The following is a 14,651-nucleotide window of genomic DNA, read 5'->3' as shown; positions in this document are numbered from 1 at the left end:
TTTTGGTTTCCGTGGGCCAGTTACGACCAAACTGTGTCCAAATGTAGAGGAGATACGCTAAGTGTCAACGAAGGAACGCTGTAGAACCTGGCCTTGCCCCGCGAATCGAAAGTCGATTTGGGTAATGAAGGCGGATCACCTACTTTTTGTTTTTCCGAAAAAAAGCCATCCTTGACACCTTTATTATACAACAGAAGCCCTCAAAAGTCTTGATGAAAAAGCAGATGAATTTACGCAAAAATACCGAATATCCGCAATATGACGCAGAGAGACGCAATGATCTCCCTGATTCATTCATATGCTTGCGGTTTCAAAAGAATTCGCCGCGAGTCAGAGGCCGGAATTTGCCGTCATTGCCTTTTTGATGGCAGCCTGTTCTTCTTCGGACAAGTGGTAGGCGGATGCTCCCGCTTCAATCGGCTTGGCGTACACGCGCGACTCTTCCCGCCCGAAAATACTGGTAATCACCACACCGTTTTCGGCGTCATCTAAAATCGCCAAGGAAAAGCTCAGATCGCTGCCGACATCCCCGAAGGCGTTGTAGCGAATGATGGCTACCCTGCCACACTGGGCTGCTATACGCTGTGATAGACGATTGAGCGTAAACTGCTGATCGCCTTGCAGTTTTTTGACTTCATCTACCTGATCCAGCAGCCTGTGCAAGCCTTCCTCCAGGTTGGCTCCTCCGGTACCTGTCATCAGCCTGTTGATCGACTTGCGCATGCGGCTGATGCGAACCGATTGCAGGATGACGACGAGGAGCAAAATCAGCGTCAGCGCGATGATCGCCAGAAGCAAAATCGCGACATTGGGTATTTGGGATAGGAATGGTTCCAAAACATTTTCTTCCTTTCTGGTACATGCGTTGCAATAAGCAGTCAAAGCCTTCTCTATTGTACCTCCGCTTCGCCGCCCGTTCAAATAAAGACTTTGGCAAACCGGGAAATGCGAAAATTTGCGCAACCAAAAAAAGCGACACCCTCATTTTGTGAGATGTCGCTTTTTCATTCCGTATGCCTATGTGTCAAGCTCATCGTCCTATGGTTATCCTCCAGTCTACCTACGCTTCCAAAAGCAGCATTTCTCGACGAAGCTGTTTTAATACTTCCATAGATTTTTTGATTTGGGCCTGATCTTCTGCCTTTATCGCGTCAAACAACGTCGCCAGTTCATAATCGAGCTCCAGACGCAAAACCGGAATACGCTCCTCTGAGTCACGCCGTTTCAAAGCGGCAATCACTTGGTCCATCGTCACATTGCAGAATTTTTCGTAGATCATTTTTTTCTCAGCTCCTTTTATTTCCACTATTCTGACGACTTCTCCGTACTGGACGTGCTTCATCAAGATGCAGTCATCCAACCTGACCTTGATGATGGCGTGCCCCTTTGCTCGTTCCACGAAGTGGTACAATACCAGCGCCACCCGCGAGTCATGTACAGGAACGCCTGCCACTTGCAGCTTGTAAGACCCGTTTAATCGCTGCATGGTCCAGTCGGAAAGGCCGTCCGTGGTGTTCACGAGGAGGTGAAACTGCTCGGGAGATTCCTTCCACGTGACGCTCACCCCCGCTTCCACCAGGGCCTGCACCATCGCGTGCAATGTCTTGCGATCAAACCAAACCGCCAGATTGTCATACTCCAGCTCCATGCCGAGATTCATCCTGGCTCCTCCCGTTGACAGAATACTCAGATTTCGTTTCGGCTGTAAGGGAGTGAGTGGTATATCATATTATTCACGCTTCGGTTTTGCTATTCATATCCCGGCAAGTATTTTTTTCCTGCGTGGTATGATATCATATGGAGGATTCCAAGCTCCCTTGACAAGGACGTTCGCCCTTTTCTTTATACGTGGCGTTCGATCATGATAAATGAGGTGTTTGTTCCATGACTGCGTTTTCCGGCTTTCGCCAAGAAGATTTTGACGTTTTTGCCGTTGATGGACTCGACCAGCGGATGGACGCAATCAAGACCGTGATTCGCCCCAAGCTTGAAGCGCTTGGCCACCATTTTGCGCCCATTTTGTCGGCCGCAACCGGCGATGAGATGTTTTACCACGTAGCCAAGCATGCCCGCCGCACCGTAAACCCGCCAGCAGATACGTGGGTCGCCTGGGCCAATGACAAACGCGGGTACAAAAAGCATCCGCATTTTCAAATCGGCCTGTGGCAAACGCATCTGTTCGTCTGGTATGCCGTCATTTACGAAGCTCCGGCCAAGGCCCAGATCAGTCAATCATTCAGCGAGCATCTCGACGAAATCATGACGCTGGTGCCCGATTATTTCCACTGGTCGCCCGATCACACCGCGCCCGACAGCACTTCCCAGGCGGAGCTGGGCAAAGCCGGTGTGAAAAAGCTGGTGGACAGGCTGGCGCAAGTGAAAAAAGCGGAGCTGCTCTGCGGCTTGACCATTGATCGTCACGATCCGGTGCTTGCTGATCCGCAGGCGCTTTTGGGACAACTCGAAAACACGTTTGCCGTTCTCAGCAAGCTGTACACAATCGGTCGTTAAGCTTTCCTAATCGCCTCCCTGGCATTTGCTAAAGATATATGCAAAAGAACAGGTCCGCTTTCTTTTGAAAAGCGCTTGCCTGTTCTTTTGTTTTTTGGCATACCGTCACCGTGCGGGGCATCCTAGAGGAAAAGGAAGCGCCTCTCTTTTAGCCGCGAATGGCATTCAGCCGCTGAACGCCGCTTTCCGCCTCCCGGAACATCCGCTCGAACAGTTCCTGAACGGAAGGGATGTCCGAAATCAGGCCGATGACCTGGCCTGCCCAGCCAAAGCCGTGCTCACGGTCGCCTTCGTAGATGAAGGTGCGATTATTTTCGCCGCTGATGAAGCTTTTCAGCTCTTCATAGCCGGCGCCTTCTTTTTCCATTTGCAAAATGCGGTCAGAGCCTGGCGTGCGCACAACCCTCGCCGGCGCTCCCAGCGTTCTTTTGATGACAGCCGTATCTTGTTCGGTTCCTTTCAGCAAAGCTTCCTTGTACGCTTCGTGGGCGTGGACGCACTCCTTGGTCGCGATGAACCGGGTGCCCATCTCCACGCCTTCCGCGCCGAGCGCGAGCGCAGCGAGGATTCCGCGTCCATCGCCAATCCCGCCGCTGGCCAGCACCGGAATGCGGACGGAGTCCACAACGCGCGGAATGAGCACAAACGTCCCGATGTCGTCCCGGCCCAGATGGCCTCCGCCTTCCTGGCCGACAGCCATGACGGCGTCTGCCCCGATCGCCTCCGCTTTTTGCGCTTGCCGCACGGACGCGACCAGCACCAGCTTTTTGATCGGATGGCCGTCGAGTCGGCGCAGGAGCGGCTCAGGATTGCCTCCGGTCACAGAGATGGCGGCTACTTTCTCTTCGATGGCGACCTCCAATGCTTCTTCATACGGCCGATTGTATTGCCCAATCGCGAAATTGACGCCAAACGGCTTGTCTGTCAGCTCGCGCACCTTGCGAATTTCTTCGCGCAGCGCTTCTGCCGACGAAAGCGACATCGCCGTGACTTGTCCGAGTCCGCCTGCGTTTGACACAGCGGCGGCCAGTTCTGCGTATGCTAGATAGGCCAATCCGCCCTGCACCACCGGATATTTGATTTGCAACAGCTCGGTTACTTTTGTTTTCATCTCCATCCCCCCCGTTTTTGTTAAGCTTCTCGGCAAGCGGGGAAAACTCCTGCTGCCACACGCGAATATGAATAAAAATTCGCTTGCTTTCCCCCCCTATTTTGCTATACTCAATTTGTTTTTCCCCTTTATTCTTGATTCGTAAAGTGAGGCGATCGTAGTGAGACAAATGAAAACTCCTTTGTTCAGCGGGTTGTTGGAGCACGCCAACCGGAACCCGATTCAATTTCACATTCCGGGCCATAAGAAAGGTATGGGCATGCATCCGGCATTTCGCGAGTTCATCGGGGAGAATGCTCTCTCGATAGACCTCATTAACATTGCGCCACTGGATGACTTGCACCATCCGAAGGCGATGATTAAAGAAGCGCAGGAATTGGCAGCCGAAGCGTTCGGCGCTGACCATACATTTTTCTCCGTCCAAGGAACAAGCGGCGCGATTATGGCGATGATTATGGCGACGTGCAGCCCTGGCGACAAAATCATCGTGCCGAGAAACGTGCATAAATCTGTCATGTCGGCGATTATTTTCGCCGGAGCGGTACCGATTTTCATTCATCCGGCGATGGACGAGCGTCTGGGCATCTCCCACGGGATTACAGTGAAATCCGTGCAAAAAGCATTGGAAGCCCACCCTGACGCTGCGGCTCTGCTCGTCATCAACCCTACTTACTTCGGCATTGCCGGAGACTTGCGCGAGATCGTGCGAACCGCGCACAATTACGAAATTCCGGTCCTGGTGGACGAGGCGCATGGCGTGCACATTCACTTCCATGAGGACTTGCCGATTTCCGCCATGCAGGCCGGAGCTGACATGGCAGCGACGAGCGTACACAAGCTGGGCGGCTCGCTGACCCAGACATCCATCCTGAACGTGCGCGAGGGCCTCGTAGATGTAGATCGCGTCAAAACAGTGCTGAGCATGCTCACGACGACGTCGACCTCTTACATTTTCCTGGCTTCGCTCGATATGGCCCGCCAACATCTGGCGCTCAACGGCAAGATGCTGGCCGACCAGGCGATGAAGCTGGCGAACAAGGCCCGCGACCTCATCAACGACATCCCGCGCATTTACTGCGTAGGCAAAGAAATACTCGGAAAGCCGGCGACTTTTGCCATGGACCCGACCAAGCTTTTGATCCACGTCCGCGATCTGGGCATTACCGGCTGGGAAGTGGAAAACTGGCTGCGCGACAAGTACAACATCGAAGTGGAAATGAGCGACCTGTACAACATTCTCTGTTTTGTCACGGCAGGGGACACCGAAGAATCCATTCACGCGCTCGTCAACGCGCTGCGCGAGCTGTCCGTGGAGTTTGCCCACGTGCAGGCAGAAGAAAAGCCGACCATTTCCTTGCCGAACATTCCGGTGCTGTCCACGACGCCGCGCGATGCTTTTTATGCAGAGACGGAAACCATCCCGCTCGTGGAAGCCGCAGGCCGCGTCACTACGGAGTTCATCATGGTGTATCCGCCAGGGATTCCGATTTTCCTGCCAGGCGAGGTCATCACTGAGGAGAACATCGCGTACATCCAGGAAAACATCCGCGTCGGACTGCCCGTCCAAGGTCCAGAGGATGAGTCGTTAAAAACGATCAAAGTCATCAAAAGACAAACCGCGATTTCGGGGTAAGCCCCTCATTGCGCGCAAAGCCGTTGCCTCTTTTTCGAAGGCAACGGCTTCTTTCATGATTTGGGCATGTATTGCCTGAACCTTTTGAGCTAAGATAGAAATGGGAAAAATCAGGAAGGTGATGATGCGAATGCCAGACTGGTCGTACCAGACGTTGTTTAAACCGCTGCTTTTTCTCATGCCGCCAAAGCGCGCAGGCAGCTTCACGCTCGCTGCCATCGGCACATTGGCGAAGCTGCCCGGTGGCACTTCCGTTATCGAGCTGATGGGGCACATGCAGCCGCCTGCCGCTTTGTCCAAAACGGTCAGGGGTTTGCGTTTTCCGACTCCAGTCGGCCTGGGAGCAGGGCTTGATCCCGCAGCAAAAGCGCTTGGAGCGCTATCCCGCTTTGGCTTTGGCTACATCGAGCTGGGGCCGGTTACGCTTGCGCCGCTGTCTGATCCAGGTATTACTTTGCGCAAGACGACGAATCTCTCCGTTACATACAGCGCCCCGTTCGAAAATCCCGGGGTCGCCGCTCTCGAAAACTGCTTGCGCCGCTCCCCCTCTGTAGCGATTCCGCTCGGCGCCAGATTGGGATTTCGCCCAGGCGCTGCACTAAAGGAAGCGACCGCTGAAAGAGAGCAACTGATTTTGCGCCTGCAGCCGTACTGCTCGTTTTTTTCGCTGGACTACCGCGCCAGCCAAAGACATGAGCCGTGGAGCGCTGCCCAGTGGCAGGAGCATTTGACCTGTCTGCGGCAGGCGACCGAGCGCCCGCTCCTGTTCGCGCTCCCGCCCGGAATAGCGGAAAAAGAGTGGCTTTCGCTGCTGCAAATCGCCCGTAACGCAGGACTGGATGGGATCATGGTTGCGGGGGGCGTGAAAAGCGCTCCACACGATTCAAGCGACTCGCCAGCGCCCCTGTACCAGACAGGCAAGCCATCCCGCGAAGCCGCCTTGCGATCGGTTGCGCTGACGAGGCAAACTTGGCCAGACTGCCTGCTGATCGGCTCCGGCGGCATCATCGAGCCTGCTGACGCTTTGGCCTTTTTGGAAGCTGGCGCCGACTTTGTGCAACTGCACAGCGGCCTTGTGTACGCCGGTCCGGGCTTGCCCAAACGAATCAATGAAGCGATTTTGCAGTCCGGCGCTGCGCGTCAGGCTGTCGAGCCAGCGAATAAGAGCGAGCGCACGGAAGCAGCAGCGGAAGTCGCAGCGGCACAACTGCCTCCTGCTCCTGCAGCGAGACAGGCACGTGCCATCCGCTGGTTACCCGCCTGGGTGTGGGGGCTTCTGCTCGGGCTCGGGATGATCGTCGGCGGAGCATTGGCCTGGCTGGTCGCTGTATCCACTGTCATCCTCCCGTACGACGAGCGTTTTTTGCAAATGTCTGCGGAGCAATTGTCACAGATCAGCCCCCAGTTGCTTTCCTTTATGTCGCATGACCGGATCAGCCTGGCGGGAACGATGATCTCGATCGGAATCATTTACGCGCAGCTTTCCTTTCACGGCTTGCGCCACGACATTCACTGGACGCGCGCTGTGCTGCTCGCCTCCGGAGCCGTCGGATTTTCCAGTTTTTTTCTGTTTATTGGCTACGGCTATTTTGACTACATGCATGCCGTACTCGCGCTCCTTCTGCTGCCCATGTTTCTGCTTGCTTTGCGCACACCAGCGAAAAGACACTTGCCTGCGCTCCCTCCCGAGCGGCACAACGACCGCACGTGGAAAATGGCTTTGTGGGGACAGCTTTTGTTTGTCGTCATCGGCTTTGCTTTGACCGGAGCTGGGCTGATTATTTCCTTGATCGGGATCACTGGCGTCTTCGTCCCGTCCGATCTGGTCTTTCTCTGCGTGTCCGCCGAGATGCTGCAAGCGTTTAACGAACGGCTGATTCCGCTGATCGCCCACGACCGGGCCGGCTTCGGCGGCGCTCTCGTCTCCGACGGCCTCGCCGTGCTGCTCATCAGCCTCTGGGGCTTTCGCCGCGGAGAAGCGTGGGTATGGTGGACGCTGTTTCTCGCGGGCATCCCCGGCTTCGCTGCTGGCATCGGGATTCACTTCGCGGTCGGGTACGTCGATTTTGTGCATTTGCTTCCTGCCTACGTAGCGGTCTTGTTCTTTTTGGCTGGGCTGGTGTTGGCGAAGCCTTATTTGACGGGAACAGTAAAAACAGGCGATTAGGACTGTGCCTAATCGCCTGTTCTCGTTTACTTATAGAATCGAATGTCGATCGTGGTGAGGCCAGCTTGGTTAAACAAATCAACCATACGTTTGCTATCGTTGAAAGCCTCTATCAGCGGCATTGTTATTTCATCCTCTGTCCCTTGGAAGAAGACAAACACAATTTTGGTAAAATCGGTACTGTTCATTTTCTCCGCCAGCGTGCCGTCGAGCATCAAGTCAACCAATTTGTACTCTCTGTAATCGCCCGGCTCAGGGTCCGGTTTTGGATCTGTACCTGGCTCCTCTACGGCATCGTCATCCCGTGGGCTTGCAAATGCCATCGTGTAGACGACAGGTTTGCCATCGCGCTCGTCGATCCAGACGATGCGATTGCCGCCGATTCTTGGGCTGGAAATCTCAGCATTGTCGTCCCACTCCACATCGCTGTAAGAGCGGTCTTCTACATCGTACAGCTCATAATAAAAATCTTTTTCTTTGGAAGACAAGCGGTTATCTTCAAAAAGAATCATATTGCGGGAAGCTTGCGGATTTTTTTGGTCGCGTTCAGAGTAGCGGATCAGCAGTTCTGTCCGTTGACGATCGATTCTGTAGTAGTACAAATCCCAACCGTTTTTCGCGCCTCCGCTATTTTCGCTCCAGACCACAAAATCGTCTCCGATTTGCGCGGATTGTACTTCCACGTTTTTGCGGATTACCGTCTCGTCTCTTTCCTCGATGTCGTACAAGTAAATGTCTGCCTTTTTCGAGCCTGTTTCTTCCACCCAGGCAGCGTAATTGCCGTAAATATCTACACTTAACGGCTCGGTTCTCAGGCTGGCAATTTCTTCTTCCTTGCCCGTTGCCAGGTCGGTGATGATAAGGTCGGCGCGGCGATCCACATTGACCCACAACAGCTTGCTGCCGTCGACCTCATACAGTTTTTCACTCGGCTGCTGGTCGTCATCTTCGTTCGTAATCTGCTTTTCCGTGCCTTTGCGAATATCGTACGCGACGAGTGCATCTTCCCGCTGATCGTACCAGACTACGTACTTGCCGCTCACAACCGGACGAATCGGGTCTGCGCTGCTTTTGCTGATGACCTTGCTCGTCCCTTTTTCCGTATCGAACAGGACGACGGAGTTTGCCTTTTTCGACTCTGTCACGTACACTACGTAACGGTCAGAGCCATCCGGTTGGCTCGGCTCCCCGGAAGTTGCGCCCAGCCCGATGTCAGCTCTTTCGTCCAGATCATAAATGTGGAGGCGCAGCTTTTTGTCGTTGTCTCTCTTTGCGTACATGACGTAATCTTCAAAAATGCGCGGACGCACCGACTCGAACACGCTGCTCGCGATTTCTTTGCCGGAAGATTTGCTCGCGTCCCGATATGCCAGATCGTCATCGTCCAGGTAGACGATCGTGTCTTTGTAAATATGTACGCCCGACTTGGAGGTCGAAGTATCCGTCAACTGCTTGTTTCTTCCCGTGCCGATGGTGTACACGTAAACCTGCTGTCCGTTTACGTAGGCGATTTTGTCACTGAAAAGGCTCGGCTCAATCTGGTGTGCCTTGCCCCCTGCTGCCAATTCTTCCTTTTGCTTGTCGATGTCGTAGTAGTAGATGTCCGGGTTGCCATCGCGGGAGTCTTCCCACGCTACGTAGCTGTCGCTGACGGTCGGATCGCTGGCTTTGCCGCTCGTGGAAACGCGCGTTGTGTCGCCTGTCGCGATGTCGTACATGTAAATGTCTGTTCCCGCATCGCTTTTATCGGACCAAACGACCTTTTTCCCCGAGATCTCCAGATCGGCTGCAGCGGCTTTTCCGCTGGTCAAGCGAATTTCCTCGTCTTTGGCAATGTCGTACAAATACACGTCTGCTCCGCCGTGGCGAGAGTCGATCCAGACCGCGTATTTTCCGTCGACCCGCGGGTTTTTCTTGTCGGAGTTTTTGTCGCCGATCTTCGTCTCGGCCTGCTTGCTCAAATTGTACAAGGTGAGCTTTTGTTCCCCCGCAATCTTCCAGATCGCATATTCCTTGGAAATGTCAAAGCCGTCTTTGGAAACTTCCGGCTGACTTACGTCTATTTTGATTTCCTGTCCGATACTGTTCGCAAACGCTGGAGTCCCGGTCCACAGGGAGGTGACCAGCAATGCGGCGGCCAGCAAACCCTGCATGGGCTTACGTTTCATGAAACAATTCCTCCTTTTGCAACGATTTTCACACTTCTCCATTATCCTCCAAGATGAAAAGGTTGTCAAAAAAAACAGGCCTTTGTAGAAAGGCCTGCACGGTTTTTCGCTATTCTTTTTCCTGTCTTTGCTCCGGTCTGCACTCGCAATGGCATACTCCATAAAGCGTTTTCACTGAGTTGCTTTCAAAATGCTCGATGATGGTCCCGCAAGTCTGACATACGATAGTTCCCATCTGTGTCCCCTCCGCATTTGTGATTCCAAATGAAATGTGATGTCACATATTCTTCAATTCAACATGCTTTTATATTAATATGCCACACCATTTGGAGTCAATACGGTAATTGCACACAACTTTTGTCGATTAGTATGTCACATTTTGTTTTGGGCGATCTCTTTCATCCATCTGTCCATGTGGCTGAGCACGTCCTCGCGTTCCGGCTCGTTCAGCACCTCGTGGCGCAAGCCCGGAAAGCGGCGAAACGTCTTCTGCCCCTGGATGCCCTCTGTAAAGCGCCCCACAGCGTCTGCATCCACCAGCGAGTCGTCGCCCGCCTGCAGCACCAGCACAGGCACCGTAAGCCGTTCCCGCTCCTCCCAGGCCGCCTGCATCGCTTTGTGCAGTTCCAAAAACCAGCGCACGCTGACTTTCGGATAATTGAGCGGATCGTTTTTGTAGGCGGCTTGCACGGCCTCATCCCGTGAAACCATGTCAGGCGTAATCCCGTTTGCAATCGCAAGCGTCGGCCAAAAACGGTCCAGCAGTCTCGCTGCCTGCGCCTTCCAGGCGGGCACCTCCAGCTTTAGCTGTAAGCACGGGGAGGTCAAAACCAGTCCCGCCAGCTCGTGTGCCGCTTTTTCCCGCTGCACGAAGCGCGTAGCGATCAGTCCGCCCAGACTGTGGCCCAGCAAAAAAACGGGCCGTTTGCCTGCGCTGTCTTCCAGGGCGGCCACGGTCCACTCCCGCACCCGCTGCACATAATCGTCAAACGAATCAACATGCCCCCTGATCCCCGGGGAGCGTCCCCAGCCAGGCAAGTCTTCCGCGTAGACGTCCCATCCTTGTTGATTCAAAAACGCCGCGACATGCTCGTATCTGCCATGGTGCTCTCCCGTGCCGTGCACGAGCACGACCGCTCCTTTTGGCTCGCTTGCCGACCATTTATGTACGCTCATCTACGTCCCTCCTCTTCCCTATCCCGATTTTATGCTGTCGCAGCCCGCTTCGTAAACAGGGCGCTCCGTGCTGCCGGCTGTCTGGCAGCTTCGGGAACCAGTAAAAAACGAGCAGAAGATAAACTTCTGCTCGCCCGCTAATACTGATTTTCTTCAAATGGGATGGGAGGCAAGTATTCTTGGAAAAATTCAGCGAGTGCCTTGGCTTCACTTTCCGAGTCCAGTCGGAAAATCCTTTGCAGGTACCCTGGATTTACCGCATCATCTGAACTGAGAAGGGTAGATTGCCCCGTCTGCATACAGATCACCAACGGCTTTCCATAAAACTTGTGCGTGAATACAATGCCGAAGTCGTGTCTCGTTCCTTCGGAGATAAACCCGAGAAAACGGACATTGGCGTTTTCCGAAACGTCGTATAAGTGGTCGTAGTGCTCCATCAGCAATCCCTCCTCGTCTTGATTTTCACTCCGACAACATTTTCAAAAATATTCGGAGTATTTAACATTATACGCGAAAATCCGCTTTTTGCCACCCATTTCGCCTAACTAATCAAATGAGTGGGGTTCATGACCCGCTCCTCGCCCTCCTGAATCCACCTTACCTTCTCCGCTCCGTGCAGCGATTGAGCCACAAAGGAGAGGCATTCGAAGAACAGTTCGACTACTGCTGTACTGTATCGTTCCTCCATTTTCTCCAGCGCATACGTCAATCTGAAAATAGATGGCACATTTCTTCGGCTTGCCTCCAGAACTTCCTTGCCTCGCTGGGTCGGGTACACGTGTACGACGCGTCCGTCCAGCTCAGACTTTTCAATCGTCACCATTCCTTTCTCCATCAACTTTTTGATGTGGATGACGATCGACGACGGGTGCCAGAAAGTCCAGTCGGCAATTTGCGTGACGCGCACCCCCTCATAACAGTAAATGATCCAGAGAATGTTTAATTGCACGGAGGAATCCAGTTCGGCTTCCTTCGCTGCTCGCTCCCAGTCTTCCTTGTTCACTACGTCAATGGCGCGCATCGTGTTCAATGCTTCAAATACGTGTCTAATCGAGGCCTCCTGCATGGGTTTACTCCTCCATGATCCTTTATCGTTCACTTATCGACTATATAAATAGTATTTATATTTTACACTTTTCAGAAAAGACGCGCAATTGTTTTCCTTTCCCAACTGTCTCATTGCCAAAGTGTGGAAGCAATGCTACACTAAACGCAGATATTCCGGGTACTAGGAGGGTGCAATCGTGAAACTTCAATCGGCCTACATCTATTTCGTTAATGGCTCAACTGCCCAATCCGCAAGTATTGACGACGTAAAAGCCAAGTTTACGCGATATATGGACATGACCTCGAAAACAGGGGAGCAGCTCGGCTGGTCCTACGCAGAGGCCGCTTTTCCATATACCATAGAAGAACGTCCGGAAGGCAAGGACTCGTGGTTCCTCCTGAAAGGAAAAGACCCAAGCATGTACAAGTCCATCGTCGTAGGGGTCGGCAGCAAAGAGGAAAACGGCACCGAGAAGCACTACATCCAGATTGCCCTGCCCGAATCAGCGACGCACGGCGACAAGAACAAAGCAAACGAATACTGTCGTTACTTGGCCCGCGATTACAAGGCGGAGCTCCATCTGTTCAACAAGCGCATCCAGTACTTTCAGCCGCGCAAACCATAAGAACGCAAGCAGCCGATGTTGTCGGCTGTTTTTTTGTGGCCGCTTGGCAAAATGCGCGCTGTCGCTTACTGGCTGCCTCCGCGTTCGGCTTTCTTCCGCAAGTGGGCTTTTTCGCTGGCTCCGGCATAAGAATGGTACGGATGGCCCTTTTTGTGTCCCGAATCGGGGGCGACACAAAAAAGCGGCAAAAACCAGCATGCTCACCATGAAGAGAGGTGCCCGCATGGAACCGAAAGCATTCATCGAGCTGGTGGCAGGCTCCGCCAGGCAAACTTTTCTCAATTACCATATCTTCCCTTCGATCACCATTGCGCAAGCCATCCTGGAATCGGGATGGGGGCAAAAAGTCCCGCAAGACCCAGTTACAGGCCGCTCCTCGTACAATTTGTTCGGGATCAAAGGCACAGGCCCGGCCGGTTCCGTCACCATCACAAGCAAGGAGGTGGAGAATGGGCAGACCGTGTCCCGCCAGTCTACGTTCAAAGCGTACTACAGCTATCAGCAATCGATTGACGATCACGCCCAGTTTCTGCTCAAGCCTACCTACAAAAACGTGCTGACGGCATCCACACCGCAGGAGGCTGCCCAGGCTCTGTCAAAAGCCGGCTATGCCACAGACCCGCAATACGCCGACAAGCTGATCCGCCTGATCCAGACGTACAACCTGACGGCCTACGATCAGTTCGCGCCAGAGGAGCCGTCACCGTATCCGCCCTGGAAGCTTGATCTGGGCAAACGCGTGCTTCGCGAGGGGCTTATCACCTCGCCAGAGTGGCTCAGCAAGCTGGACGAACCGATGCCTGTATGGGCCGTCCTCGCTGTCGCCCTGCGCCTGCTCGACAAACAACGCGAAGCACCATAACGTTATCGTATGCGAAAACAAAAGCCCCGTTCCAGCACAGGCGAACCTGGGCTAAGCGGGGCTCTTTCCTTATGAAAAAAAACAGGTACTGCATCATAGAGAGCTTCGCGCGAGCTTTCGCCCGGAAGCCAGATCAAATGAGCACGATGATTCAAATCATTTGAGATCTTGACAGCGAATAGAACCTTCCGTCCACCATCCGAATGCCCAGGTCTACGCAATATTCCAATCCTTGCGTCACTCCGTACAAAATCCATTCGGAAGAACGATGGTTGATATCAAAATCAGTGTAAAGGTCTGTGCCATCATTGCGGATCTCTTTGCGGTCAGTCACGTCAAAAAGGCGCAGGACAAACGGCAGCTCGGCAAAAGGTATCGCAAATTTCTTCTCCACTTCCTGCTCGAACTCCTTCGTCATACTCCACTCCGCCTGAATCGAATGCTCATCTTTCCAGGCGATGTGGATACTCGGGCCTTCTACATCCGTGGACGATCGCGGGGGATTTGTCTCCATTTGCTCCCATCGTTCCTTTCTTTCATGTACTTGCTTTCAACATGTATATTGGTTTTTTCAGTCTATTATACCATGTGACCTAGCCAAGTGGGAACGTATCAGGAGCATTTAATTTATCGTCCTACCGTAAACGTGTTTTCGCCTACGACTACGTAGGAATTAAACTTCTCGGACTTCATCTGCACCTGGACCTTGTAATTTCCATACGCCTCCAGCTTTGTCGATACAAACGGCTCGGAGAAGTAGAAGCTGTTCGCATTTTGCGTGGAGTACTTCCACTCTTTGCCTTTGCTCACTTCCTTGCCGTCCGGTCCAATCAGGACGAGCTGCATCCGCAAGTCTTTGGCGACAGGCGCTTCGTCTACCTCAACGAATACGTTGAAAGTGCGCGGTACGTTTTTGTCGCTGTAGCCTTTGACCGGGTTGCTGAAGACGATATTTTTATTGCGCGTCTGCTGAATTCCTTCAATGACGATGATGTTTACGTTAGGCTTGACTACCTGCAGCTTGCCCGTGCGCGAATCGTAATCAACAAACCCGCCAAGCTTGTTGACCAAGGCCTCAACCGAATCGGCCTTGGAAGCAGGCATATCGCTTGAAATCGTTTCCGTGCCTAAAAAAACGCGCAACGCACCTTCTCCCAAAGCGGCGGTACTCCCAACTCCCGCTACAGTCAGCGCCAACAAGGCCGATAACCATGCTTTTTTCATGTCATAATCCTCCTGTATGTGTGCGCGGCAGCGCTTGATTTTCCGGAATTGCTTCTCCCTATTTTATACGTGGAAGACAGCAAATAGTTGTGGTCCGAAGACAAGTTTTTTCAACAGTATCCACAG

The 14,651-nt window shown here is 53.2% G+C and carries 15 protein-coding genes; 5 read left to right on the top strand and 10 right to left on the bottom strand.

The features are described from left to right. Positions 1-330 precede the first annotated feature (330 nt). Together BA6348_RS11690 and BA6348_RS11685 are read right to left on the bottom strand one after the other, a co-directional pair. Positions 331-837 (bottom strand): DUF4446 family protein, encoded by a 507-nt coding sequence (locus BA6348_RS11690; RefSeq protein ID WP_005832768.1) that lies wholly within the window; start codon positions 835-837, stop codon positions 331-333. 223 nt (positions 838-1,060) lie between these two features. Then, the gene (locus BA6348_RS11685) at positions 1,061-1,660 is read right to left on the bottom strand and encodes a hypothetical protein (protein WP_007784134.1); all 600 of its coding nucleotides are present in this window, start codon (positions 1,658-1,660) and stop codon (positions 1,061-1,063) included. A gap of 224 nt (positions 1,661-1,884) precedes the next feature. On the opposite strand from BA6348_RS11685, the gene BA6348_RS11680 reads away from it, so the two are divergent. Beyond that, positions 1,885-2,511, top strand: coding sequence for a YktB family protein (locus tag BA6348_RS11680; protein ID WP_005832771.1), 627 nt, complete (start codon positions 1,885-1,887; stop codon positions 2,509-2,511). Between the two features lie 148 nt (positions 2,512-2,659). On the opposite strand, the gene BA6348_RS11675 is transcribed toward BA6348_RS11680, so the two are convergent. After that, the gene (locus tag BA6348_RS11675; RefSeq protein WP_005832773.1) at positions 2,660-3,622 is read right to left on the bottom strand and encodes an NAD(P)H-dependent flavin oxidoreductase; all 963 of its coding nucleotides are present in this window, start codon (positions 3,620-3,622) and stop codon (positions 2,660-2,662) included. 160 nt (positions 3,623-3,782) lie between these two features. Here BA6348_RS11675 and BA6348_RS11670 point away from each other — a divergent pair, with 160 nt between their 5' ends. Both BA6348_RS11670 and BA6348_RS11665 read left to right on the top strand, forming a co-directional pair. Then, positions 3,783-5,255 carry an aminotransferase class I/II-fold pyridoxal phosphate-dependent enzyme gene (locus tag BA6348_RS11670; RefSeq protein ID WP_122952924.1) on the top strand — a complete coding sequence of 491 codons (1,473 nt, stop codon included), beginning with the start codon at positions 3,783-3,785 and terminating at the stop codon, positions 5,253-5,255. Between the two features lie 130 nt (positions 5,256-5,385). Continuing rightward, positions 5,386-7,422: a dihydroorotate dehydrogenase gene (locus tag BA6348_RS11665; protein ID WP_122952925.1), complete on the top strand. Its 2,037-nt coding sequence runs from the start codon at positions 5,386-5,388 to the stop codon at positions 7,420-7,422. 26 nt (positions 7,423-7,448) lie between these two features. Here BA6348_RS11665 and BA6348_RS11660 read toward each other — a convergent pair whose 3' ends face one another. The 5 genes from BA6348_RS11660 to BA6348_RS11640 all read right to left on the bottom strand — a co-directional run bounded on the left by BA6348_RS11660 (position 7,449) and on the right by BA6348_RS11640 (position 11,832). After that, positions 7,449-9,590 carry a hypothetical protein gene (locus BA6348_RS11660; RefSeq protein WP_005832780.1) on the bottom strand — a complete coding sequence of 714 codons (2,142 nt, stop codon included), beginning with the start codon at positions 9,588-9,590 and terminating at the stop codon, positions 7,449-7,451. Positions 9,591-9,699: 109 nt separating this feature from the next. Continuing rightward, a complete protein-coding gene (locus tag BA6348_RS11655; RefSeq protein WP_005832781.1) occupies positions 9,700-9,825 on the bottom strand; it encodes a GapA-binding peptide SR1P in 126 nt (41 codons plus the stop codon). 137 nt (positions 9,826-9,962) lie between these two features. Beyond that, complete coding sequence (locus tag BA6348_RS11650) at positions 9,963-10,766, bottom strand: alpha/beta hydrolase (protein WP_005832783.1); 804 nt, start codon at positions 10,764-10,766, stop codon at positions 9,963-9,965. 137 nt (positions 10,767-10,903) lie between these two features. Next, complete coding sequence (locus BA6348_RS11645; RefSeq protein ID WP_005832784.1) at positions 10,904-11,203, bottom strand: DUF3055 domain-containing protein; 300 nt, start codon at positions 11,201-11,203, stop codon at positions 10,904-10,906. Between the two features lie 104 nt (positions 11,204-11,307). After that, positions 11,308-11,832 carry a MarR family winged helix-turn-helix transcriptional regulator gene (locus BA6348_RS11640; protein WP_025846343.1) on the bottom strand — a complete coding sequence of 175 codons (525 nt, stop codon included), beginning with the start codon at positions 11,830-11,832 and terminating at the stop codon, positions 11,308-11,310. A 178-nt stretch (positions 11,833-12,010) separates the two neighbouring features. On the opposite strand from BA6348_RS11640, the gene BA6348_RS11635 reads away from it, so the two are divergent. Next, the gene (locus BA6348_RS11635) at positions 12,011-12,439 is read left to right on the top strand and encodes a DUF1885 family protein (protein ID WP_005832788.1); all 429 of its coding nucleotides are present in this window, start codon (positions 12,011-12,013) and stop codon (positions 12,437-12,439) included. 223 nt (positions 12,440-12,662) lie between these two features. Continuing rightward, positions 12,663-13,301 carry a glycoside hydrolase family 73 protein gene (locus BA6348_RS11630; protein WP_005832790.1) on the top strand — a complete coding sequence of 213 codons (639 nt, stop codon included), beginning with the start codon at positions 12,663-12,665 and terminating at the stop codon, positions 13,299-13,301. 151 nt (positions 13,302-13,452) lie between these two features. On the opposite strand, the gene BA6348_RS11625 is transcribed toward BA6348_RS11630, so the two are convergent. Then, positions 13,453-13,719 carry a DUF4912 domain-containing protein gene (locus tag BA6348_RS11625; protein ID WP_005832791.1) on the bottom strand — a complete coding sequence of 89 codons (267 nt, stop codon included), beginning with the start codon at positions 13,717-13,719 and terminating at the stop codon, positions 13,453-13,455. Between the two features lie 209 nt (positions 13,720-13,928). Continuing rightward, entirely contained in the window at positions 13,929-14,525 is a 597-nt protein-coding gene (locus tag BA6348_RS11620) for a hypothetical protein (RefSeq protein ID WP_005832793.1), read from the bottom strand. Positions 14,526-14,651: the final 126 nt, after the last annotated feature.

The sequence above is a fragment of the Brevibacillus agri genome, assembly GCF_004117055.1.
GTDB lineage: Bacteria > Bacillota > Bacilli > Brevibacillales > Brevibacillaceae > Brevibacillus > Brevibacillus agri.
Note: the sequence above shows the minus strand (reverse complement) of the source record. Positions and strands in the feature narration are given on the sequence as shown.

Coding starts and splice junctions, on each gene's coding strand:
- BA6348_RS11625 (WP_005832791.1), bottom strand. CDS start 13,719: ATGACGAAGGAGTTCGAGCAGGAAGTGGAGAAGAAATTTGCGATACCT.
- BA6348_RS11685 (WP_007784134.1), bottom strand. CDS start 1,660: ATGAATCTCGGCATGGAGCTGGAGTATGACAATCTGGCGGTTTGGTTT.
- BA6348_RS11660 (WP_005832780.1), bottom strand. CDS start 9,590: ATGAAACGTAAGCCCATGCAGGGTTTGCTGGCCGCCGCATTGCTGGTC.
- BA6348_RS11645 (WP_005832784.1), bottom strand. CDS start 11,203: ATGGAGCACTACGACCACTTATACGACGTTTCGGAAAACGCCAATGTC.
- BA6348_RS11640 (WP_025846343.1), bottom strand. CDS start 11,832: ATGCAGGAGGCCTCGATTAGACACGTATTTGAAGCATTGAACACGATG.
- BA6348_RS11675 (WP_005832773.1), bottom strand. CDS start 3,622: ATGAAAACAAAAGTAACCGAGCTGTTGCAAATCAAATATCCGGTGGTG.
- BA6348_RS11680 (WP_005832771.1), top strand. CDS start 1,885: ATGACTGCGTTTTCCGGCTTTCGCCAAGAAGATTTTGACGTTTTTGCC.
- BA6348_RS11650 (WP_005832783.1), bottom strand. CDS start 10,766: ATGAGCGTACATAAATGGTCGGCAAGCGAGCCAAAAGGAGCGGTCGTG.
- BA6348_RS11655 (WP_005832781.1), bottom strand. CDS start 9,825: ATGGGAACTATCGTATGTCAGACTTGCGGGACCATCATCGAGCATTTT.
- BA6348_RS11620 (WP_005832793.1), bottom strand. CDS start 14,525: ATGAAAAAAGCATGGTTATCGGCCTTGTTGGCGCTGACTGTAGCGGGA.
- BA6348_RS11630 (WP_005832790.1), top strand. CDS start 12,663: ATGGAACCGAAAGCATTCATCGAGCTGGTGGCAGGCTCCGCCAGGCAA.
- BA6348_RS11665 (WP_122952925.1), top strand. CDS start 5,386: ATGCCAGACTGGTCGTACCAGACGTTGTTTAAACCGCTGCTTTTTCTC.